General features: G+C 35.6%; 17 protein-coding genes and 4 tRNA genes. 2 read left to right on the forward strand and 19 right to left on the reverse strand.

Annotation, left to right across the window (positions count from 1 at the left end; genetic code table 11):
• Nucleotides 1-394: 394 nt before the first annotated feature.
• Nucleotides 395-1348 carry a MoxR family ATPase gene (locus LPB89_RS20410; protein WP_230703487.1) on the reverse strand — a complete coding sequence of 318 codons (954 nt, stop codon included), beginning with the start codon at nucleotides 1346-1348 and terminating at the stop codon, nucleotides 395-397.
• Nucleotides 1349-1424: 76 nt separating this feature from the next.
• The gene (locus LPB89_RS20415) at nucleotides 1425-2858 is read right to left on the reverse strand and encodes a peptidylprolyl isomerase (protein WP_230703488.1); all 1434 of its coding nucleotides are present in this window, start codon (nucleotides 2856-2858) and stop codon (nucleotides 1425-1427) included.
• 535 nt (nucleotides 2859-3393) lie between these two features.
• On the opposite strand from LPB89_RS20415, the gene LPB89_RS20420 reads away from it, so the two are divergent.
• Both LPB89_RS20420 and LPB89_RS20425 read left to right on the forward strand, forming a co-directional pair.
• On the forward strand, nucleotides 3394-4830 hold the full coding sequence (locus LPB89_RS20420; protein WP_230703489.1) for an alpha-amylase: 1437 nt from the start codon (nucleotides 3394-3396) through the stop codon (nucleotides 4828-4830).
• Nucleotides 4831-4986: 156 nt separating this feature from the next.
• On the forward strand, nucleotides 4987-6576 hold the full coding sequence (locus LPB89_RS20425; RefSeq protein WP_230703490.1) for a peptide chain release factor 3: 1590 nt from the start codon (nucleotides 4987-4989) through the stop codon (nucleotides 6574-6576).
• 86 nt (nucleotides 6577-6662) lie between these two features.
• Here LPB89_RS20425 and LPB89_RS20430 read toward each other — a convergent pair whose 3' ends face one another.
• The 17 genes from LPB89_RS20430 to LPB89_RS20510 form a co-directional block, all read right to left on the reverse strand.
• Entirely contained in the window at nucleotides 6663-7400 is a 738-nt protein-coding gene (locus LPB89_RS20430; protein ID WP_230703491.1) for a hypothetical protein, read from the reverse strand.
• Nucleotides 7401-7761: 361 nt separating this feature from the next.
• Nucleotides 7762-8073 carry a DUF3467 domain-containing protein gene (locus LPB89_RS20435; protein ID WP_127340286.1) on the reverse strand — a complete coding sequence of 104 codons (312 nt, stop codon included), beginning with the start codon at nucleotides 8071-8073 and terminating at the stop codon, nucleotides 7762-7764.
• Between the two features lie 10 nt (nucleotides 8074-8083).
• The gene (gene rpoC, locus LPB89_RS20440; RefSeq protein ID WP_230703492.1) at nucleotides 8084-12394 is read right to left on the reverse strand and encodes a DNA-directed RNA polymerase subunit beta'; all 4311 of its coding nucleotides are present in this window, start codon (nucleotides 12392-12394) and stop codon (nucleotides 8084-8086) included.
• Between the two features lie 265 nt (nucleotides 12395-12659).
• Nucleotides 12660-16472 carry a DNA-directed RNA polymerase subunit beta gene (rpoB, locus tag LPB89_RS20445; protein WP_230703493.1) on the reverse strand — a complete coding sequence of 1271 codons (3813 nt, stop codon included), beginning with the start codon at nucleotides 16470-16472 and terminating at the stop codon, nucleotides 12660-12662.
• A 265-nt stretch (nucleotides 16473-16737) separates the two neighbouring features.
• The gene (rplL, locus tag LPB89_RS20450; protein ID WP_007807437.1) at nucleotides 16738-17109 is read right to left on the reverse strand and encodes a 50S ribosomal protein L7/L12; all 372 of its coding nucleotides are present in this window, start codon (nucleotides 17107-17109) and stop codon (nucleotides 16738-16740) included.
• A gap of 86 nt (nucleotides 17110-17195) precedes the next feature.
• On the reverse strand, nucleotides 17196-17708 hold the full coding sequence (gene rplJ, locus LPB89_RS20455; RefSeq protein ID WP_127340288.1) for a 50S ribosomal protein L10: 513 nt from the start codon (nucleotides 17706-17708) through the stop codon (nucleotides 17196-17198).
• 22 nt (nucleotides 17709-17730) lie between these two features.
• A complete protein-coding gene (gene rplA, locus LPB89_RS20460; protein WP_007807440.1) occupies nucleotides 17731-18420 on the reverse strand; it encodes a 50S ribosomal protein L1 in 690 nt (229 codons plus the stop codon).
• Nucleotides 18421-18433: 13 nt separating this feature from the next.
• Nucleotides 18434-18871, reverse strand: a complete 438-nt coding sequence (gene rplK, locus LPB89_RS20465; RefSeq protein WP_007807442.1) for a 50S ribosomal protein L11 — start codon at nucleotides 18869-18871, stop codon at nucleotides 18434-18436.
• Nucleotides 18872-18939: 68 nt separating this feature from the next.
• Nucleotides 18940-19491 (reverse strand): transcription termination/antitermination protein NusG, encoded by a 552-nt coding sequence (nusG, locus tag LPB89_RS20470; protein ID WP_029273444.1) that lies wholly within the window; start codon nucleotides 19489-19491, stop codon nucleotides 18940-18942.
• Between the two features lie 10 nt (nucleotides 19492-19501).
• Nucleotides 19502-19699 carry a preprotein translocase subunit SecE gene (gene secE, locus LPB89_RS20475; RefSeq protein WP_041517377.1) on the reverse strand — a complete coding sequence of 66 codons (198 nt, stop codon included), beginning with the start codon at nucleotides 19697-19699 and terminating at the stop codon, nucleotides 19502-19504.
• A gap of 18 nt (nucleotides 19700-19717) precedes the next feature.
• A tRNA-Trp gene (locus tag LPB89_RS20480) sits at nucleotides 19718-19788 on the reverse strand.
• Nucleotides 19789-19849: 61 nt separating this feature from the next.
• Nucleotides 19850-21037 (reverse strand): elongation factor Tu, encoded by a 1188-nt coding sequence (gene tuf / locus LPB89_RS20485; RefSeq protein WP_059116012.1) that lies wholly within the window; start codon nucleotides 21035-21037, stop codon nucleotides 19850-19852.
• 55 nt (nucleotides 21038-21092) lie between these two features.
• Nucleotides 21093-21164 (reverse strand) — tRNA-Thr (locus LPB89_RS20490).
• A gap of 84 nt (nucleotides 21165-21248) precedes the next feature.
• Nucleotides 21249-21329: transfer RNA gene (locus LPB89_RS20495), tRNA-Tyr, on the reverse strand.
• A gap of 124 nt (nucleotides 21330-21453) precedes the next feature.
• Nucleotides 21454-21527 (reverse strand) — tRNA-Thr (locus LPB89_RS20500).
• A 90-nt stretch (nucleotides 21528-21617) separates the two neighbouring features.
• Nucleotides 21618-21920 (reverse strand): ribosome hibernation-promoting factor, HPF/YfiA family, encoded by a 303-nt coding sequence (hpf, locus tag LPB89_RS20505; protein WP_127340290.1) that lies wholly within the window; start codon nucleotides 21918-21920, stop codon nucleotides 21618-21620.
• Between the two features lie 33 nt (nucleotides 21921-21953).
• Complete coding sequence (locus LPB89_RS20510; RefSeq protein WP_230703494.1) at nucleotides 21954-22847, reverse strand: tyrosine-type recombinase/integrase; 894 nt, start codon at nucleotides 22845-22847, stop codon at nucleotides 21954-21956.
• Nucleotides 22848-22976 lie beyond the last annotated feature (129 nt).

The following is a 22976-nucleotide window of genomic DNA, read 5'->3' on the forward strand; positions in this document are numbered from 1 at the left end:
ATTTAGTTATTAAAGGCGAGAATTAAAAAAAATATAATGGAAGTAGGCTTTTCAAAAATTATTATTGTTAAAAAACGATTTTCACTGCTTGTTTTTGCCGAAATATCAATTTTATATTAAAATAATAAATTTTTAACATTTTAAAATCTTTTCTTTAACAAAGTCGGAATTTGATGTTATAAAACAAGTCTGATTTTAACTGCTTTTTCGCTAAGAATCTTTCTAAATTAGAATTTACATCGTTATAGTTGACGTTGAAAACCGCTTTTTTGATACTCTTTGAAATAGAATTATGAAGCTTTTATTAAAGATAATTTTACAACATCGATATCGAATAAAACAAGAAAGCCTGACATTAAATTGTCAGGCTTTCTTTAAAATTTTACTTACTTTTTTATAATAATTTCTGAATAATAATCTCTTCCGTTATTCCCTCAGCATCTGCTTTATAATTTTTAATAATTCTGTGACGCAGAATTCCGGTTGCAACTGCTTTTACATCTTCAATATCCGGAGAAAACTTACCATTAAAAGCCGCATGTGCTTTTGCAGCCAAAATCAGGTTTTGAGAAGCTCTTGGGCCGGCTCCCCAATCCAGATAATTTTTGACAAAATCAGTAGTCAAAGCATTATCCGGCCTTGTTTTGCTAACTAAGGTTACCGCATACTCAATAACATTATCTGCTACAGGAATTCTGCGGATCAAATGTTGGAAATCTATAATTTCCTGTCCGGAGAACAACGGATTAATATTCGTTTTAACATCAGATGTCGTACGTTTTACAACCTGTACTTCTTCTTCAAAACTCGGATATTCTAATTTTATGGCGAACATAAAACGATCCAGCTGCGCTTCAGGTAACGGGTATGTTCCTTCCTGCTCAATCGGGTTTTGAGTTGCCAGTACAAAATAAGGCAAATCTAATTTATGATTTTCACCAGCAATGGTTACTGAACGTTCCTGCATAGCTTCCAGTAAAGCAGCCTGCGTTTTAGGAGGTGTTCTGTTGATCTCATCAGCCAGAATGATATTAGAGAAAATCGGTCCTTTTATAAATTTAAATTTTCTGTTTTCATCGAGAATTTCACTTCCCAAAATATCGGAAGGCATTAAATCCGGCGTAAACTGAATTCTTTTAAAATCTAACCCTAAAGCCTGTGACAAGGTATTAATTAATAATGTTTTTGCTAGTCCCGGCACACCAATTAAAAGTGCATGTCCACCGGAAAAAATACAAATCAGAATCTGATCAATAACTTCATCCTGGCCTACAATAATTTTCGCTATTTCTGTTTTTAATTCATTTCTTTTCTGAACTAAATTGTGAATTGCTGTTACATCAGACATTTAAGTATGTTTTAAAATTAAAAAGAGTTAGTTCTATGAATCCATAAAACTAACTCTTTTCTTTATTTAATAAAAATTATTTTTTTAACCAGTTATTAGCAAAAGTACAATCTCTGTATTCACCAATAATTTTGATATAAGTATCTTTTATTTTTGTATCAAACCACTTTGCAATGGCATTGATTTGTTTTTCTTTTAATGCTAATTCTTTAATTTTCGTATAATCTTTAGCATAGTCGGCTACGTGCTCATCAATTCTGTTTGTAACCGTAATCAATTTGTATGTTTTTTTGCCTTTATCATCTGTATTTAAAAGAGGCTGAGACACTTCGTCATCTTTCAGGTTAGAAACCTGGCTGTATAAGGTAGGATCCATTTTAGTCAATTCGAAACGAGTGTCCTGTGTATTAGGATTCACTAAAGTTCCTCCGTTTGCTCTGGTCTCTTTTTCATCTGATTCAGTTCTGGCAGCATCAGCAAAGGAAATTTCTTTGCTTACAATTTTATTTCTGATATTGATAATTCTCTCTTTTGCTTCTTTCAAAGCGTCTTCTGAAACTGTTGGTGAAATTAAAATATGTCTCAATTCTACTTCCTGCCCTTTAATTTTATCTACCATAATAATATGATATCCAAAAGTAGTTTCAAACGGCTCAGAGATTTCTCCCTCCTGCAAACTGAAAGCCACATCTTTAAATTCCTTTACAAAAGGAGTTTTTCTGGTCATTTTATAAAATCCCCCGTTTGGTGCAGATCCCGGATCCAGTGAATACAAAACGGCTTTAGTAGCAAAACTTGAACCTTCTAAAACGTCTTTTCTTATCGCATTCAGGCGGTCAATTACTTTCTGTTTGTCTTCTTTTGAAACTTTAGGCTCAATAACAATTTGCGCTACTTCCATCTCAGCTCCAAAAGTCGGCAATTCATCCTTTGGTATTTTCTTGAAAAAATTACGAACTTCTTCCGGCGTAATCTCAACATCTTTTACAATTTTATCTCTCATTTCTGAGGCTAATTTTTGTTCTTTTAAGATATCTGAAAAATAAGTTTTGAATTCTTCAACGGAATTTTTCTTGTAATAAGCCACTACTTTATTAATATCACCTACTTGCTGAAGCATATAATTCAGACGATCTTCCATCATTGTTCTTACTTCGGCATCACTCACGATAATACTATCCTGAATAGCCTGATGTGCATATAGTTTGTCTTCCAGAAGTTTACCAAGCATCTGACATCTTGTAATATCTTTTACAGAACCACCCTGAGCCGTAATTTCCAAAAAACCTTTATCAATATCTGAATCCAAAACAATATAGTCTCCAACAGTAGCAATAATTCCATCCACTTTTTGTCTTTGTCCCGGATGTACTGCTTCAGCTGGTTTTTCAGCCACAACATCTTTAATTATTTCCTGTGCAGAAATGACAGAGTTGAAAAAAAGTAAAAAACACATTGTTAGCCCAAATCTGTAATCAATTGTTTTTAGCTGTAATTTTTTTAATAACATTATTTTAATTTTAATTTTAATGTAAAGGTCTTGCTTAAAATTTTATTTTTTTTTCAACCAAATAGTAATTCAGCAATCACCCGAATTTTCAGGAAATATTAAATAATTAAGACCTGACTTCTTTTGACTTATAACGAACAAAAATAACAATTCAATTACATAATACAACTATCAGCTATACTATTAACAAAAAATTATATGATAGTTCTTAAATCCGACAAATAAAGCACTGTTTTTGAACATTAAAACCTTCTAAAGAGACACTAAAAAGTGCAAAAATTTAAACGTTGATTCTATTTTATTTCATTATCCTCTAATAAAAGGCAAAGTGCTTCTTTTACAGCCCAATAAAAAAAAGTTTTCAACACTACAACGTTTTCGTGATATAAATATTTTCTTATAAATAAGATCTAAGCAAAAAACTTATACTTTAGATGCGTAATCAATAATTTATTGGCTTTAAAATTACGAATTTTTCTATTTTACCGGCAATAAACGATAATTACAACTTTATTAACCTTAACCAAATCTCATTATGAAAAAATCAACCAGGATTTATTCCATGTTGGCAGTGACAGCTCTTTTGTGCTCTTGTTCCCAAAATGAAATAAACGAAACAGACGCAAAAGCTGAAAGTCAGCAATTTAAAATCATCAATGTCACTCACGACGGAAAGCCTTTTAGTACGGGAGATTCGAAATCATCACTGACCGGAAAATACGTTGATAATCCCGGAGGCGGCGTAATGATGCAGGCCTTTTACTGGGATGTTCCTGCCGGTGGTACGTGGTGGAATACTGTAAGCAGTAAAGTAACGGCCTGGGGAAATGCGGGAATTGGGTCTATTTGGCTGCCTCCGGCTTCTAAAGCTCAAAACGGGGCTTTCTCTATGGGATATGATCCAACAGATTATTTCGATTTTGGAGATTATAATCAAAATGGTTCTACAGAAACCCGATTTGGATCAAAAACTGAATTAGTGAGTTTAATTACAAATGCGCATGCCCAAAATCTGAAAGTATATGCAGATATTGTAATTAATCACAATAGCGGAGGTCAGTCTGAAGCTAATCCTTTTACCGGAACAAATACATGGACTAATTTTACAGGAATTGCATCAGGAAAATTCCCCCGCAATTATAATGACTTTTACAAAAACAGTTATGGTAATAATGATGAAGGTGCTTTTGGAGGCTTTCCTGATTTATGCCACGCCGCCCCAAATGTTCAAAACTGGTTGTGGCTTAGAACCGACGGAGTGGGTAAATACTACAAAAACACCATGAAATTTGATGGCTGGAGATTTGACTATGTGAAAGGATTTGCTCCGTGGGTTGTTAATTCATGGAATGCCAATGTAGGCGGATTTTCTGTTGGAGAATATTGGGATGCAAACGTAAATACACTTGAATGGTGGGCAAACAACGCTAACAGTTCTGTATTTGATTTTGCGTGCTATTATAAAATGAATGACGCTTTTGACGGAAATAATCTTGCGCTGCTAAACGACGACATGATGTGGAAAAGAAATCCATACAAAGCGGTGACTTTTGTCAGCAATCATGATACAGATGAGATTTCAAACAAATTACTGGCCTATTCCTATATATTAACGCATGAAGGATATCCCACAATATTCTACAGGGATTACGAGGAATGGCTGGATAAAAACAAATTAAATAACCTGATCTGGATCCACAATAACAAAGCTACCGGAACAACTTCGATTTTGTACTACGATAATGATGAGTATGTGGCCCGAAGAAATGGATATAACGGAAATCCCGGATTGGTAGTGTACATCAACAACTCTACTACATGGCAGGAAAGATGGGTTGAAACCAATTGGGCAAATACCCAGATTAAAGATTTTACCGGAAATTCGACCTGGTATCCGACTACACAAGCCGATAAATGGGTTAAAATACAATGTCCTCCAAAAGGATATTCAGTTTGGTCAATTAATCAGTAATTTAAAAATGACTATTCTAAAGGCTGTTCCAAAAAAACAGCCTTTTTTTTGTGGTGCGAATTTTCTTTTTCTAATAGAAAGACTTCCAAATTAAGAAGTGAATATTTTTATTACCACTTAATTAATAGTACTTTTGCATCCTATTTATACGAAAATATGAGTTTTTTAAAAGAAATACAACGCAGAAGAACATTTGGAATTATATCGCATCCTGATGCGGGTAAAACAACATTAACCGAAAAATTATTGTTGTTTGGAGGCGCTATTCAGGAAGCCGGTGCTGTAAAAAATAACAAAATAAAAAAGGGAGCAACGAGTGATTTTATGGAAATCGAACGCCAGAGAGGTATCTCGGTTTCAACCTCTGTTCTTGCTTTTAATTATAAAGACAAAAAAATCAATATTCTTGATACTCCGGGACACAAGGATTTTGCTGAAGATACTTTTAGGACTTTAACTGCTGTTGACAGTGTAATCGTTGTGATTGACGTGGCAAAAGGGGTTGAGGAACAAACTGAAAAACTGGTTGCCGTTTGTAGAATGAGAAACATTCCCATGATTGTTTTCATCAATAAATTAGACCGTGAAGGTAAAGACGCTTTTGACTTAATGGATGAAGTGGAACAAAAACTGGGACTGACGGTTACTCCTTTGAGTTTTCCGATCGGAATGGGGTATGATTTTCAGGGAATTTACAATTTATGGGAGCAAAACATTAATCTTTTTAGTGGAGACAGCCGTAAAAACATCGAGGAAACTATTGCTTTTTCAGATGTTCAAAGTCCGGAATTAGAAAAAATAATCGGTCAGAAACCTGCTGACAGGCTTCGCGAAGAATTAGAATTAATTGATGAAGTGTATCCAAAATTTGAACGTCAGGATTATTTAGACGGAAAAATTCAGCCTGTGTTTTTTGGTTCTGCTTTGAATAATTTTGGAGTCCGTGAGCTTTTAGATTGTTTCGTTGCCATTGCACCGTCACCAAGACCTAAAGATTCCGAAACACGATTAGTGGATCCTAAAGAAGAAAAAATGACTGGTTTTGTGTTTAAAATCCATGCGAATATGGACCCAAAACACAGAGACCGTTTAGCTTTTATAAAAATTGTTTCCGGAACTTTCGAAAGAAACAAACCTTATTACCACGTTCGCCAGAAGAAAAATTTAAAATTCTCAAGTCCCAATGCTTTCTTCGCAGAGAAAAAAGAAATCGTAGACATTTCCTACCCCGGTGATATTGTAGGTTTACACGATACCGGAAATTTCAAAATCGGAGATACTTTAACGGAAGGGGAAATCATGAGTTTCAAAGGAATTCCAAGTTTCTCTCCAGAACACTTCAGATACATCAACAATGCAGATCCAATGAAAGCCAAGCAATTGGACAAAGGAGTCGATCAGTTAATGGATGAAGGAGTTGCACAGTTATTTACACTGGAAATGAACAATCGTAAAGTAATCGGAACTGTTGGAGCGCTTCAGTATGAGGTAATTCAATATCGTTTAGAGCACGAATATGGTGCAAAATGTACCTATGAAAACTTTCCGGTTCACAAAGCATGCTGGGTAAAACCAGATGATGCAAAGAATGACGAATTCAAAGAATTCAAACGTATCAAACAAAAATTCTTAGCGCATGATAAATATAATCAGCTGGTATTTTTAGCTGATTCTGATTTTACCATTCAAATGACGCAAAATAAATATCCGAGCGTAAAATTATTTTTTACCTCTGAATTTGATTAATCCCTTCTTTAGAAGAAAAAAGATAAAAAGGCTGTTTAAAAAATTTAAACAGCCTTTTTTCTTTATAAAAGTAGCTCCTTCATTATTTACTTCCCTGTATAATTAATTCCTAATCCGCCGGCAATATAAATTTTAGTAAGTTCTTCTGCTGCAATAACTATATTTTGCTGCAGTATAGCTCCTTTAACTGCTCTTTTAGTGAAAGGAATTTCCTTTGAAAGATAATAATCGTTTCCTGTAATAGTAACGATAAATGATTTGCTGCTTTCCAAAACCGAAGCCACTATAGAAAACTCGCCCGTTTGCGGATTTATTTTTACTGTCTTTTCTGCACCATTTATAGTAAGTTCCAAATTCGGATAGACTTCCTTATTGAATGGTTTACTCGTTTTGGCTTCCAATAATTTGCCTTTTATGTTAATTAACATCTCTTTTGGAGTAACCTGGCTGTGAACTACTTTTCCAAGCTTATAGGTATTAAGTTTCGTACAGACTGTCTCCGTTTTAACCGGCGTTTTTTCTTGTGCTGCCATATTTGAAGTTATCAGAACAGATGCTGCCACGGCTGCGTATTTAAAATTATTGATTCTGGAAGTTTCAGTATACTGAAACTCTTCCTGTAATTGCGTTACTTTTAGTCGGGCGCAAATATTTTGATCTTTAGTTTCTGCAATGAATTTAGCGACTTCTGAATTGGTTTTTCGACTCAGATCGATTACATTTTTCGCACAGGAACTACAAAATGAACCGCCTGAATTAGGAATCATTGCATCAAAATTTTCGGAACAAGGGCTTGCTATTTCTAAGGTGAATTTCTTTTTCATAGTATACTTTATTTAAGTTAAAATCCTTCAGAAAGGTTCTTACTTATATAGAGTACATTTTTTTCAAAAAGGTTGGGAAGAAAATAAAAATATTTCAGATTCAATTTAATTACCTCATTTTTAAGCATAAAAAAAGCGCTAATATCAATAATTAGCGCTTTTTTTTAATGTGAATTAATCAACCTTTACTAAGTCATTATATTCTAAAACTAAATCTTTCGATTAGGAAATGCAAAAGTAGAACAATACAACCGACGAAAGAAATTTAGTCGACGAAAGTAAATAAAATCAGGCAAACTGCACTTTAATCGACATTTCAGTTTTTTACATAAAAAAGCCCCGTCTCCGGGGCTTTTAAAATTTATGCTTGTCCTGTCGGACCAAAATTAAGTGGTATCGGTGCTTGTTCAGTGTCTTTGATCTCGCCGTGGGCTACTTCAAAACGATGAATGTTTTCACCTATTGCCTTAAATAATCTTTTAGCATGTTGTGGTGTCAGGACAATTCTTGACTTTACCTTGGCTTTAGGAATACCCGGCATAATGCTCACAAAATCTAAAACAAACTCTGATGAGGAGTGATTGATAATTGCAAGATTAGAATAAATTCCTTCTGCAATAGTTTCATCTAACTCAATATTAATCTGCTCTTGTTGTTGTTTCGGATTACTCATAGTTTCCTAATTAATAAATGTATTCTTCTTTATTAGCCATCATTTCATTGTAGTCGTCTTTAGATCCTACGATAGTATTATCGTATTCTCTCATACCAGTTCCCGCAGGAATTCTGTGTCCAACAATTACATTTTCCTTTAATCCTTCTAAATCATCTACTTTACCAGCTACAGCAGCCTCGTTAAGTACTTTTGTTGTTTCCTGGAAGGAAGCAGCAGAGATGAATGATTTAGTTTGTAGCGAAGCTCTTGTAATACCTTGCAGAACTGGTGTTGCTGTTGCAGTAATTACGTCTCTGGCTACAACCAGATTTTTATCATTTCGTTTCAGCAATGAGTTTTCATCACGTAAATCACGAGGTGTAATAATCTGACCTGGTTTAAGTACAGCAGAATCTCCAGCGTCTTCAACTACTTTCATACCATATAATTTATCGTTTTGAACGATAAAATCTTTAGTGTGAATTAATTGATCTTCTAAGAATAATGTATCTCCCGGATCCTGAACTCTTACTTTACGCATCATTTGACGAATAACTACCTCAAAGTGCTTGTCATTAATTTTTACCCCTTGTAAACGGTATACCTCCTGAATTTCATTTACCAAATACTGTTGAACAGCAGCTGGTCCCTGAATTCTTAAGATGTCGTCTGGTGTAATTGCACCGTCAGACAATGGTACTCCTGCTCTTACGAAGTCATTTTCCTGTACTAAGATCTGGCTTGAAAGTTTAACTAAATACTTTTTAATCTCACCAAATTTAGATTCGATAACAATTTCACGGTTACCTCTTTTGATTTTTCCAAAAGAAACAACACCGTCAATTTCAGAAACAACCGCCGGGTTTGAAGGGTTACGAGCCTCAAGCAACTCAGTAATTCTTGGTAAACCTCCTGTAATATCCCCTGCTTTAGAAGAACGACGTGGAATTTTCACCAATACTTTACCTGCTTTAATTTTCTCACCGTTCTCAACCATAAGGTGGGCTCCTACTGGTAAGTTATACGAACGAATCAATTCACCTTCTTTACCATAAACCAATAAAGTTGGAATTAATTTTTTATTTCTGGCCTCAGAAATTACTTTTTCCTGGAATCCTGTCTGCTCATCGATCTCCACCATGAACGATTGTCCCTGCTCTAAATCCTCGTAAGCAATCTTACCAGTAAATTCAGAAACAATTACACCATTATATGGATCCCATTTACAGATCACAGTTCCTTTAGTAACTACTTCACCGTCCTTAACGAAAATACTGGATCCGTAAGGAATATTATGTGTATTTAAAACGATTCCGGTTTTCTCATCAACTAATTTTAATTCAGTTGAACGTGATACTACGATATCAGTCGCATTACCTTCGCTGTCTTCACCTTTAACGGTTTTTAAATCTTCAATTTCAAGTCTACCGTTGAATCTTGTAACAATACTGGACTCTTCAGAAATACCTCCTGCAACCCCTCCAACGTGGAACGTACGAAGTGTTAACTGTGTACCAGGCTCTCCAATAGACTGAGCTGCAATAACTCCTACCGCTTCACCTCTTTGTGTCATTTTTCCGGTAGCTAAGTTTCTACCGTAACATTTAGCACAAATACCTTTTAAAGCTTCACAAGTTAATGGAGATCTAACTTCTACTCTTTCAATCGGAGAAGCTTCAATAGCTCTCATAATTGCTTCCGTAATTTGTTGACCTGACTGCGCCATTACTTCATTCGTAAGAGGATTTATAACATCCTGCAATGCAACACGTCCTAAAATTCTTTCTCCTAAAGATTCAACAATTTCCTCATTTTTCTTCAAAGCAGATACTTCAACACCTCTTAAAGTTCCACAATCTTCGATGTTTACAATAACATCTTGTGAAACGTCATGAAGCCTTCTTGTCAAGTATCCGGCATCGGCAGTTTTAAGGGCCGTATCCGCAAGTCCTTTACGAGCACCGTGAGTAGAAATGAAGTACTCAAGGATCGAAAGTCCTTCCTTAAAGTTAGAAAGAATCGGGTTTTCAATAATCTCACCACCACCAGCAGTAGATTTTTTAGGCTTAGCCATCAAACCACGCATACCGGTTAACTGACGAATCTGTTCTTTAGAACCCCTCGCCCCAGAGTCAAGCATCATATATACAGAGTTGAAACCTTGCTGGTCTTCTCTAATATTTTTCATTGCTAACTCTGTCAATTGAGCATTTGCTGAAGTCCATACGTCAATAACCTGGTTGTAACGCTCGTTATTGGTAATAAGACCCATGTTATAATTTACAGAAATACCTTCAACTTGCTCTCTGGCATCTGCAATTAATTTAGTTTTTTGTTCCGGAATTCTAATATCACCAAGAGAGAATGATAAACCTCCTCTAAAGGCAAATTTATACCCCATATCTTTCATGTTGTCCAAGAAAGCTGCCGTTGTAGGTACATCAGTCACACTTAAAATATGTCCGATAATATCTCTAAGGTTTTTCTTAGTCAATACATCATTGATATATCCGGCTGCTTCAGGTACTACTTCGTTAAATAATACACGTCCTGCAGTTGTCTGGATAATTTTGTACACCAATTCTCCAGCTTCATTAAAATCTTTTGCTCTAATTTTCACACGGGCATTCAATTCTAATCTTCCTTCGTTTAATGCAATGTTTACCTCTTCAGCAGAGTAGAAAATTAAGTCCTGACCTAATATTACATGCTCTGGTGTAGAAATACGTTCTTTGGTCATGTAATACAGACCCAAGACCATATCCTGAGATGGTACAGTAATTGGCGCTCCATTTGCAGGGTTAAGAATATTGTGAGAAGCCAACATTAATAATTGTGCTTCCAAAATAGCCTCTGGTCCTAATGGCAAGTGAACTGCCATCTGATCCCCATCAAAATCGGCGTTGAAAGCCGTACATACTAACGGGTGTAACTGGATTGCTTTTCCTTCAATTAATTTTGGCTGGAAAGCCTGAATACCAAGTCTGTGTAACGTAGGAGCACGGTTAAGTAATACCGGGTGTCCTTTAATTACATTTTCAAGGATATCCCAAACTACAGGCTCTTTTTTGTCTATGATTTTCTTAGCAGATTTTACTGTCTTAACAATACCTCTTTCAATCAATTTACGGATTACGAAAGGTTTGTATAATTCAGATGCCATATCTTTTGGCAAACCGCATTCGAATAATTTTAATTCAGGACCCACAACAATTACCGAACGGGCAGAATAATCCACACGTTTTCCAAGTAAGTTTTGACGGAAACGTCCTTGCTTACCTTTTAGGGAATCAGATAATGATTTTAATGGTCTGTTAGATTCTGTTTTAACAGCAGAAGCTTTACGAGTGTTATCAAATAATGAATCTACAGATTCCTGTAACATACGTTTTTCGTTTCTCAAGATAACTTCAGGAGCTTTAATCTCCATTAATCTTTTCAAACGGTTGTTACGGATGATTACACGACGGTATAAGTCATTCAAATCTGAAGTTGCAAAACGACCTCCATCAAGTGGCACAAGCGGACGTAATTCCGGTGGAATAACAGGAACCACTTTCATAATCATCCATTCCGGACGATTTTCGCGGTTTAAGTTAGACTCACGGAAAGACTCAACAACCTGTAATCTTTTTAAAGCTTCAGTTTTACGTTGTTTAGAAGTTTCGTTATTAGCACTGTGTCTCAATTGGTAAGACAACTCATCTAAATCGATACGTGCCAATAAATCCATAATACATTCTGCTCCCATTTTGGCAACAAATTTATTTGGATCAAAATCATCTAAATATTGATTTTCCTGCGGAAGAGTATCTAAAATATTCAAATATTCTTCTTCAGTTAAGAAATCTAATCTTTGTAATGATTCTCCATCTGCATTTTTAGCAATACCAGCCTGAATTACTACATATCTTTCGTAGTAAATGATCATATCTAATTTCTTAGACGGAAGACCTAGGATATAACCAATTTTGTTTGGAAGAGAACGGAAATACCAAATGTGAGCAATTGGCACAACAAGATTGATGTGTCCTACTCTGTCACGACGTACTTTTTTCTCTGTAACTTCAACACCACAACGGTCACAGATGATTCCTTTGTAACGAATTCTTTTATATTTACCACAAGCACATTCAAAATCCTTAACAGGTCCGAAGATTCTTTCGCAGAAAAGTCCGTCTCTTTCAGGTTTGTGAGTTCTGTAGTTGATAGTTTCCGGTTTCAAAACCTCTCCTCTTGATTCTTTCAAGATAGATTCAGGTGAAGCCAATCCAATAGAGATTTTGTTAAATCTTTTTACAGGATTCTTATCTTTATTATTATTTCTATTATTCATCATAGTTTTTACTATTGATTTATTTGCAATTAAAAATTGATTTTTTTTGAAGCTATATGCATTAGGCTTACGGCATTCAAAATACTACCTCGGATTACTTCTCTAAACTTCAGACTAAATTCTGAAGTGCTAATTATAAAACTTTCGTTTACATAAAAAATCGGAACGGGTGACGGGTATAAATCCTAAAAACTTTAATTCTGGTAAACAGCTTTAGTCTCAGCTTTCAGAATGAACTGAATACTGAGACTGTAGCTGAAAACTTTTTTTATTCTTCTAAACGAATGTCTAGTCCAAGACCTTTCAATTCGTGCATCAATACATTGAATGATTCAGGTAAACCTGGTTCCGGCATTGACTCTCCCTTAACGATAGCTTCGTAAGTTTTAGCTCTACCAATAACGTCATCCGATTTAACAGTCAGGATTTCTCTAAGAGTACTTGATGCCCCATAAGCCTCAAGTGCCCAAACCTCCATCTCTCCAAAACGCTGACCTCCAAATTGCGCTTTACCTCCAAGAGGCTGTTGCGTAATTAATGAGTATGGTCCGATAGAACGTGCGTGCATCTTATCATCAACCATGTGTCCTAATTTAAGCATGTAAATTACACCCACAGTTGCTGCCTGATGGAAACGCTCTCCGGTACCACCATCGTAAAGGTATGTATGTCCAAAACGTGGTACTCCGGCTTCATCAGTCAAAGCATTAATTTGGTCTAAAGAAGCACCGTCAAAAATTGGAGTAGCAAATTTTCTACCTAAGTTTTGTCCGGCCCATCCAAGAACAGTTTCATAAATCTGACCAATGTTCATACGTGAAGGTACCCCAAGTGGATTCAATACGATATCTACCGGTGTTCCGTCTTCAAGGAAAGGCATATCTTCATGACGAACGATTCTTGCAACAATACCTTTGTTACCGTGACGTCCTGCCATTTTATCCCCTACTTTCAGTTTACGTTTTTTAGCGATATAAATTTTCGCTAATTTCAGGATTCCTGATGGTAATTCATCACCAACTGTAATCGTGAATTTCTCTCTTCTTAAAGATCCCTGTAAGTCATTCAGCTTAATTTTATAGTTATGAATTAAATCATTAACCATTTTATTTGTAGCGTCATCAGCAACCCATTGACCTTTGCTTAAGTGAGCAAAATCCTCAACTGCGTAAAGCATTTTCTGAGTATATTTTTTACCTTTTGGTAAAACTTCTTCACCCAAATCATTCATTACACCCTGAGATGTTTTTCCGTTTACGATCAGGAATAATTTCTCCACCAATCTGTCTTTCAATTCAACAAATTTAGTTTCGAATTCCATTTCTAAAGCGCCTAAAGCATCTTTATCCTGAGTACGTTTACGTTTATCTTTTACGGCTCTTGCAAATAATTTTTTGTCAAGAACTACACCGTGTAAAGAAGGAGACGCTTTTAATGAAGCATCTTTTACATCTCCGGCTTTATCCCCGAAGATTGCACGAAGCAATTTCTCTTCCGGAGTTGGATCTGATTCCCCTTTTGGTGTAATTTTTCCGATAAGAATGTCGCCAGGTTTAACCTCTGCTCCAATTCTGATCATACCGTTTTCATCTAAATCTTTAGTAGCTTCTTCAGAAACGTTAGGAATATCGTTTGTTAACTCTTCATTTCCTAACTTCGTATCTCTAACCTCTAATGAATAATCATCAACGTGGATAGAAGTAAAAATATCATCACGAACTACTTTTTCAGAAATTACAATCGCATCCTCAAAGTTATACCCTTTCCATGGCATGAACGCAACTTTTAGGTTTCTACCTAAAGCTAATTCACCATTTTGAGTAGCATATCCTTCTGATAATACCTGACCAAGACTAACTCTGTCCCCTTTTCTTACGATTGGTTTCAGGTTGATACTTGTTCCCTGATTGGTTTTTCTAAATTTAATTAAGTTGTATGTTTTCTCATCAGCATCAAAACTAACCATTCTTTCATCTTCAGTACGGTCGTATTTAATGGTAATAATATTAGCATCTACATATTCTACAGTTCCATCTCCCTCAGCATTAATCAATACTCTTGAATCTGAAGCTACCTGACGCTCTAAACCTGTACCAACGATTGGTGCTTCCGGACGGATCAAAGGAACCGCCTGACGCATCATGTTAGATCCCATCAAGGCTCTATTCGCATCATCATGCTCCAGGAAAGGAATCAATGAAGCCGAAATCGAAGCAATCTGGTTAGGAGCAACGTCTGTATAATGTACTGCTGATGGCTCAACAACCGGGAAGTCACCTTCCTCACGGGCAATAACATTGCTAGCTGTAATTTTACCTGAAGCATCCATTTCAATGTTCGCCTGAGCAATCATTTTTCCTTCTTCTTCTTCAGCACTTAAATATATAGGAGTACTTTCTAAATCAACTACACCATTTGTAACTTTACGGTAAGGAGTTTCGATGAAACCCATTCCGTTAACTTTTGCATAAACACCAAGAGATGAAATCAAACCAATGTTTGGTCCCTCAGGAGTTTCAATCGGACATAAACGACCATAGTGTGTATAGTGAACGTCACGAACCTCGAAACCAGCTCTCTCTCTCGAAAGTCCACCAGGTCCAAGTGCAGATAATCTTCTCTTGTGTGTAATCTCAGCTAATGGATTCGTTTGATCCATAAATTGAGACAACTGGTTCGTACCAAAGAAAGAGTTGATAACCGATGATAATGTTTTAGCATTAATCAAATCGATTGGTGTAAACACCTCGTTATCTCTAACGTTCATTCTCTCACGAATAGTTCTTGCCATACGTGCCAAACCAACACCGAATTGTTGAGACAATTGTTCTCCAACTGTTCTAACACGACGGTTAGATAAGTGATCAATATCATCAATCTCTGCTTTAGAGTTGATCAATTCGATCAAATATTTTACAATGGTGATGATATCTTCCTTGGTAAGCACTTGCTTTTCCATTGGGATATCTAAACCAAGTTTTTTGTTCATTCTGTAACGACCAACTTCACCTAAGTTATAACGTTGATCAGAGAAGAACAATTTATCTATAATACCACGAGCAGTTTCCTCATCAGGCGGTTCAGCGTTACGCAACTGACGGTAAATGTGCTCTACAGCTTCTTTTTCAGAGTTTGTTGGATCTTTTTGTAATGTATTGTGGATAATAGCATAATCTGCCTGATTGTTATCCTCTTTATGTAACAAAATAGATTTAACGTTAGAATCGATGATTTCTTCAACATTATCTTTGTCGATAATAGTATCACGATCAAGGATGATTTCGTTACGTTCGATAGAAACTACCTCACCGGTATCTTCATCCACGAAATCCTCGTGCCAGGTGTTCAATACACGTGCAGCAAGTCTTCTTCCAATATATTTTTTAATACCTGTTTTAGAAACTTTAATTTCTTCAGCAAGGTCGAAAATTTCAAGGATATCCTTATCTCTTTCGAATCCGATTGCACGGAATAAAGTTGTTACCGGTAATTTTTTCTTTCTGTCGATATAAGCGTACATTACGCTGTTGATATCGGTAGAAAATTCTATCCAGGATCCTTTAAAAGGAATTACTCTGGCAGAATAAAGTTTTGTTCCATTTGCATGGAATGACTGACCAAAGAAAACCCCAGGAGAACGGTGTAGCTGAGATACTACTACACGCTCAGCACCATTGATTACAAAGGTACCGCTTGGAGTCATATAAGGTATTGTTCCAAGGTAAACATCTTGTACAATAGTTTCAAAATCTTCGTGTTCTGGATCAGTACAATATAGTTTTAACCTGGCTTTTAAAGGCACACTATACGTAAGACCTCTCTCTATACATTCTTGAATTGTATAACGTGGTGGATCAACAAAATAATCTAGGAATTCCAATACAAAGTTATTTCTTGTATCTGTGATTGGAAAGTTTTCCATGAAGGTGTTGTACAACCCTTCGTTGCCTCTTTCGTCAGATTTAGTTTCTAATTGAAAAAAATCTTTAAAAGATTTAACCTGAACATCTAAGAAATCCGGATAGTCAGGAATATTTTTTGTAGAGGCAAAATTCAATCTTTCAGTCTGATTTGTTATCATCAATGGACAAAATTTTGATTAAAAAAAAGTAATTTTTTGTGTAAAAACACATTGTTTAATTCTACTTTTTTTTTGTAATCAATACATCTTTAAAATGAACAAAGAGTAGCAAGTTCAATTTTTTTCTTCGTATTGATCAAAAAAAACTTTTTCGTATCTTAAACTATTTGATAATAAAACTTGATATATTTTATTATACGAAAAATGGTTTAGGCCATTGAGCGTTCACTCAAGACCTAAACCTAGTTCTTAAAACCGAGTTGAATTATTTTAATTCAACTACAGCTCCAGCTTCTTCTAATGATTTTTTAAGACCTTCAGCCTCTTCTTTAGAAACACCTTCTTTAACGTTACTTGGAGCACCGTCAACTACATCTTTAGCTTCTTTCAAACCTAAACCTGTAAGTTCTTTAACTAATTTTACAACAGCTAATTTAGAAGCTCCAGCTTCTTTTAATACTACTGTAAATTCAGTTTGTGCTTCTTCAGCAGCACCTTCTCCACCACCAGCAGCAACTACTACAGCTGCAGCAGCAGGCTCGATACCATACTCATCTTTTAATATTGTTGCTAATTCGTTAACTTCTTTAACTGTTAGGTTAACTAATTGTTCTGCGAATTGTTTCAAATCTGCCATTTTTTCTATCGTTTAAAATGATTTGTAAAATTATAATTTATTTGTGTGTGCGAATTTAGTAACACAAAAGACAACGGTCTTTTATATTATGCTTCCTCAGTTGCTGCTTCTGATTCTTCTCCAGCAAACTTGTTTTGAAGAGCAGAAATAATTCTTTGAGCAGGAGATTGTAACAATCCAATAAGTTCTCCAAGAAGTTCTTCTTTAGATTTAATAGTTGCTAACGCATCTAATTGATCATCTCCAATATAAATTTCAGAATTAATATAAGCTCCTTTTAATACAGGTTTAGCTGATTTTTTTCTGAAATCTTTAATTATTTTTCCAGGTGCATTTGCAACATCTGAAATAAATATAGCACTGTTACCAGTCAATACTGAAGGTAAATCACCATAGTCATTCGCAGAAGCTTCCATTGCTTTTGCAAGCAAAGTATTTTTTACAACCTCTAATTTAATACCTGCTTTAAAGCAAGCTCTTCTTAAGCTTGAAGTTGTTTCTGCATTTAATCCAGAAATATCAGATACATAAATAATATTTGTACCAGCTAACTGCGCAGTTAAATCTTCAATCGCGATTGATTTTTCTTCTCTAGTCATACTAAAAATTATTAACTACCAATTATACTGCTTTTGGGTCCAATGCAATTGCAGGACTCATAGTGCTTGTAAGGTGAATACCTTTAATGTAGGTACCTTTAGCAGCAGTTGGTTTAAGTTTGATTAATGTTTGAATAATTTCGTGTGCATTGTCATAAATTTGCTCAGCTCCAAAAGAAACTTTACCAATTCCTGCATGTACGATACCAGTTTTATCAACTTTAAAGTCAATTTTACCAGCTTTAACCTCTGCAACAGCTTTTGCAACATCCATAGTTACAGTACCTGTTTTAGGGTTTGGCATTAAACCTCTAGGTCCTAAAATACGACCTAATGGACCTAATTTACCCATAACAGCCGGCATAGTGATGATAACATCAACATCTGTCCAACCATCTTTAATTTTTTGTAAATAATCGTCAAGACCTACATAGTCTGCTCCGGCTTCTTTAGCTTCCGCTTCTTTATCCGGAGTAACCAATGCTAATACTTTAACATCTTTACCAGTTCCGTGAGGTAATGTAACTACACCTCTAACCATTTGATTCGCTTTTCTTGGATCTACACCCAAACGAACTGCGATATCAACAGACTCATCAAATTTTGCAGAAGCTATAACTTTAATCAATGCAGCTGCATCTTTCAAAGAGTATAGTTTGTTCTTTTCAATTTTTGAAGCAGCCTCTTTTTGCTTTTTTGTTAATTTTGCCATTTCTTTCTCTTAATTAAAAAGGAGCATCTCCTGATACAGTTATACCCATAGATCTAGCAGTTCCAGCGATCATGCTCATTGCAGATTCGATTGTGAATGCATTTAAATCTACCATTTTATCTTCAGCAATTGCTTTGATAACGTCCCAAGTAACACTAGCTACTTTTTTACGATTTGGTTCACCTGATCCAGACTTTAGCTTTGCAGCTTCCAATAATTGGACAGCAGCCGGAGGAGTCTTAACAACAAAATCAAATGATTTGTCTTTATACACAGTAATTTGTACTGGGCATATTTTGCCGGGTTTATCTTGTGTTCTAGCATTGAACTGCTTACAGAACTCCATGATATTAACCCCAGCAGCTCCTAAAGCAGGTCCAACCGGTGGCGACGGATTCGCAGCACCTCCCTTAACTTGTAGTTTAACTACCTTACTAATTTCTTTAGCCATTTTTTAAAAAATTTAACACCATAATCATTAGGAAGCGATTATAGTGGTTATTATAGATGTAACAAAAATTATACTTTTTCAACTTGCATAAAACTCAATTCCAATGGTGTTTTTCTTCCGAAAATCTTAACCATAACTTCAAGTTTACGCTTTTCTTCATTGATTTTTTCAACCGTACCATTAAACCCGTTAAACGGACCATCGATCACTTTAACAGTTTCACCCAGGTTAAATGGAATAGCACGAGTATCTGTATTTACAGCTAACTCATCTACCTTTCCTAACATACGATTTACTTCAGAAAGTCTCAACGGAACAGGTTCTCCTCCTTTGATCTCCCCTAAAAAACCAATTACACTAGTAATTGACTTAATAATATGAGGTATCTCACCAACCAAGTTGGCTTCGATCATAACATATCCAGGGAAGTAAACTTTATCCTTAGACATTTTCTTTCCCTCTTTTACAGTAACTACTTTTTCTGTAGGCACTAAAACTTGGGAAACATAATCACCCATACCTAGTCTGGCAATTTCAGTTTCGATATAAGCTTTGACTTTATTTTCTTGTCCGCTTACAGCTCTAACTACATACCATTTTTTCACATTATTATCTGCCATCACAAAAAAATTATCCTTTTAACCAGTTAAAAAATCCAGCCAAAGCTTTTGCAAAAAATTCGTCTACTCCCCATGTTGCCAAGGCGAATAAAACCGAAAATACAGCCACAACAATTGTCAATTTTTGAACCTCAGCCCAAGCAGGCCAAGTAACATTTGACTTCAACTCTTCGAAAGCCTCTGATAAATAATTAGTAACTTTTGTCATTTGATATATTTTATATTGCACGGGCGGAGGGATTCGAACCCCCATCAACGGTTTTGGAGACCGCTATTCTACCCTTGAACTACGCCCGTAATTAAAAGCCAGTGATTTCAATTACGAAAATCAACTGGCTTTCTTATAATTTTTATAGGATTATCCTACGATTTCAGTCACCTGACCTGCACCTACAGTTCTACCACCTTCACGGATAGCGAAACGTAAACCTACGCTCATTGCGATTGGGCTTAATAAAGATACATTGATAGTCAAGTTGTCTCCTGGCATTACCATCTCTACTCCTTCTGGTAAAGTAATAACTCCTGTTACGTCAGTTGTACGTACGTAGAACTGTGGACGGTAGTTATTATGGAATGGAGTGTGACGTCCACCTTCTTCTTTTTTCAAGATATAAACCTCAGCTTTGAAAGTAGCGTGTGGTTTTACTGATCCTGGCTTAATGATAACCATTCCTCTTTTGATAGATTCTTTATCAACACCTCTTAACAATAAACCTACGTTATCTCCAGCTTCTCCTCTGTCAAGGATTTTACGGAACATCTCAACTCCTGTAATAGTAGAAGTTAATTTATCAGCTCCCATACCAATGATTTCAACAGCATCACCTGTATTAGCAATACCAGTTTCGATACGACCTGTAGCAACAGTTCCACGACCAGTAATTGTAAATACATCCTCAACTGGCATCAAGAATGGTTTTGCAGTATCACGAATTGGCTCTTCGATCCAGTTATCAACAGCTTCCATTAATTCAATAATTTTAGGAACCCAAGCAGGATCATTATTCAATCCTCCTAAAGCAGAACCCTGAACAACAGGACCATTATCTCCATCATATTCGTAGAAAGATAATAAATCTCTGATTTCCATTTCAACAAGCTCTAATAACTCAGCGTCATCAACCATGTCAACTTTGTTCATGAAAACTACCATTCTAGGAATACCAACCTGGCGACCTAAAAGGATGTGCTCACGAGTTTGTGGCATTGGACCATCTGTAGCAGCAACTACCAAGATAGCTCCGTCCATTTGAGCAGCACCAGTAACCATGTTCTTTACGTAATCCGCGTGACCTGGACAGTCAACGTGAGCGTAGTGACGGTTAGCTGTTTCATACTCTACGTGTGATGTATTAATAGTAATACCTCTTTCTTTCTCCTCTGGAGCGTTATCGATTTGATCAAACGATTTTGCTTGACAATAACCAGCATCAGACAATACTTTTGTAATTGCTGCAGTTAATGTAGTTTTTCCGTGATCCACGTGTCCAATTGTACCTATGTTTAAGTGCGGTTTGGAACGATTAAAATTCTCCTTTGCCATTTTACTTAATTTTTAATCTTAGTTATATATTAATTTTCAATTTCCTACTTACTTGAGCCAATGTCGGGAATTGAACCCGAGACCTCTTCCTTACCAAGGAAGCACTCTACCCCTGAGCTACACCGGCAGAATCCTTGATTTAAGAGTCTTAATCAGTATTTTGTTTTTATTCAAATCAAAACCTGAAAAACATAATCTAAAATTCATTTTGTGGGGAGAGCAGGATTCGAACCTGCGAAGTTCACACAGCAGATTTACAGTCTGCCCTCGTTGGCCGCTTGAGTATCTCCCCGGACAATATTAGATTTTTTAACTTAAGATTTCAGAAGAATCCAAAACCAAATCAGAAAATCCAAATTTGTTTATTCCATAATTTTAAAGAACCTGTTTCAAATCGCATTTGAAACCTTTTTCTGAGCCGGCGGAGGGACTCGAACCCACGACCTGCTGATTACAAATCAGCTGCTCTAGCCAACTGAGCTACGCTGGCAATAACATTAAAAAAGTCCGCTATTTCTAACGGACTGCAAATGTAGCTATTTTATCTTTGAATCAAAACATTTTTTGAAAAAAATTTTAATTATATGTGTGTTCTTATTTTTTCTTTCCTTTTTACCAGTAAACGTTCTAAAGATTCTGCCGAAAGTTCTACCGCTTCTTCAAAAGTTTTACACTGCTTTTTAACCAAAAAATCATCCCCAGGAACATTAATCTTTATCTCCACTGCCTTATTCTCCTTGTCACTTGTTCTTTCCACTTTTAAAAAAACATCTGCCGAAACCACACGATCGTAGTATTTTTCCAATTTATCCATTCTTTCCTGAATAAAATCTACCAACTTTCTGTCAACAGTAAAGTTAACTGCATGAACATCTACCTTCATAATATAAATTTTAGGGTTAAACATTAAGAATTACTACTTATTCCTTGGATGTGCCTTAACATATACTTTTTTAAGTTCTGCCAAACTATTATGAGTATAAACCTGCGTTGAAGCCAGACTGGAATGTCCTAATAATTCTTTAACTGAATTTAAATCTGCTCCGTTATTCAGTAAATGAGTCGCAAAAGTATGCCTGAGGACATGGGGACTTTTTTTTACCTTTTCGGAGACTTTACTAAAGTAAGAATTAATTAATCGATACACAAAAGATTCACTTAATTTTAATCCTTTTTTAGAAATAAAAAAATAATCCTCATCAACGATTTTCGCAACAGAAACCCTTTCACTTAAATACAATTTGAACTGCCCGACAATAACCGGAAGAATCGGAATTATACGCTCCTTATTCCTCTTACCCAAAACCTTAATTACGTTCGACGATAAATCAACATTATACGTCATTAAATATATCAGTTCAGCTCTTCGCATTCCTGTTGTGTAAAATAAATCAACAATCAGCTTATCGCGTATTTCTTCAAAACCCACAGGATCACCCACCTCCTCTATCAAATCTGCAAGCTCTTTTTCAGAAAACGGTATCTGAATAATCTTAGGCGTTTTTAAAGCCTTATGTTTTAGCATTGGATTTATTTCGATCTGCTTGATTTTCAAGAGAAATTTATAATACGCTTTCAAAGAAGCCATTTTCCTGTTTACAGAAACATTAGAAATATCCTGATCCACCAAAGAGACAATCCAGCTCCTAACCTGACTATAATGAACCTGATCTATACTTTCCTGTTCAAAATGAGTTTTATTGAACATTTCAAAAAACAAAATATCATTTAAATAAGCATTAACCGTGTGAGGAGAATATTTCTTCTCCAACTGAAGATAATCACGAAATGCTTCTTTATTTGTCTTCATAAGAATTTTATACTTATATATAATGTAAACACAACTTTACCAGATACGATTTCCAAAATGCTAATCCACAAAAACATTAAAAATAAAGCACAAAAAAACCGTTAGCATCAAAGTTAAAACTTTTTGACG

Origin of the sequence: Flavobacterium sp. ENC (assembly GCF_020991415.1) — a bacterium.
In the GTDB taxonomy this organism is placed as follows: domain Bacteria; phylum Bacteroidota; class Bacteroidia; order Flavobacteriales; family Flavobacteriaceae; genus Flavobacterium.

Excerpts from the sequence above, each read along its gene's own strand:
- nusG (WP_029273444.1), bottom strand. The coding sequence starts at position 19,491 with ATGGCAGATAATAATGTGAAAAAATGGTATGTAGTTAGAGCTGTAAGC.
- LPB89_RS20510 (WP_230703494.1), bottom strand. The coding sequence starts at position 22,847 with ATGAAGACAAATAAAGAAGCATTTCGTGATTATCTTCAGTTGGAGAAG.
- LPB89_RS20415 (WP_230703488.1), bottom strand. The coding sequence starts at position 2,858 with ATGTTATTAAAAAAATTACAGCTAAAAACAATTGATTACAGATTTGGG.
- rplL (WP_007807437.1), bottom strand. The coding sequence starts at position 17,109 with ATGGCAGATTTGAAACAATTCGCAGAACAATTAGTTAACCTAACAGTT.
- rplK (WP_007807442.1), bottom strand. The coding sequence starts at position 18,871 with ATGGCTAAAGAAATTAGTAAGGTAGTTAAACTACAAGTTAAGGGAGGT.
- rpoC (WP_230703492.1), bottom strand. The coding sequence starts at position 12,394 with ATGATGAATAATAGAAATAATAATAAAGATAAGAATCCTGTAAAAAGA.
- LPB89_RS20425 (WP_230703490.1), top strand. The coding sequence starts at position 4,987 with ATGAGTTTTTTAAAAGAAATACAACGCAGAAGAACATTTGGAATTATA.
- rplJ (WP_127340288.1), bottom strand. The coding sequence starts at position 17,708 with ATGACTAGAGAAGAAAAATCAATCGCGATTGAAGATTTAACTGCGCAG.
- LPB89_RS20420 (WP_230703489.1), top strand. The coding sequence starts at position 3,394 with ATGAAAAAATCAACCAGGATTTATTCCATGTTGGCAGTGACAGCTCTT.
- LPB89_RS20435 (WP_127340286.1), bottom strand. The coding sequence starts at position 8,073 with ATGAGTAATCCGAAACAACAACAAGAGCAGATTAATATTGAGTTAGAT.
- rplA (WP_007807440.1), bottom strand. The coding sequence starts at position 18,420 with ATGGCAAAATTAACAAAAAAGCAAAAAGAGGCTGCTTCAAAAATTGAA.
- rpoB (WP_230703493.1), bottom strand. The coding sequence starts at position 16,472 with ATGATAACAAATCAGACTGAAAGATTGAATTTTGCCTCTACAAAAAAT.
- tuf (WP_059116012.1), bottom strand. The coding sequence starts at position 21,037 with ATGGCAAAGGAGAATTTTAATCGTTCCAAACCGCACTTAAACATAGGT.
- LPB89_RS20430 (WP_230703491.1), bottom strand. The coding sequence starts at position 7,400 with ATGAAAAAGAAATTCACCTTAGAAATAGCAAGCCCTTGTTCCGAAAAT.
- hpf (WP_127340290.1), bottom strand. The coding sequence starts at position 21,920 with ATGAAGGTAGATGTTCATGCAGTTAACTTTACTGTTGACAGAAAGTTG.
- secE (WP_041517377.1), bottom strand. The coding sequence starts at position 19,699 with ATGACAAAAGTTACTAATTATTTATCAGAGGCTTTCGAAGAGTTGAAG.
- LPB89_RS20410 (WP_230703487.1), bottom strand. The coding sequence starts at position 1,348 with ATGTCTGATGTAACAGCAATTCACAATTTAGTTCAGAAAAGAAATGAA.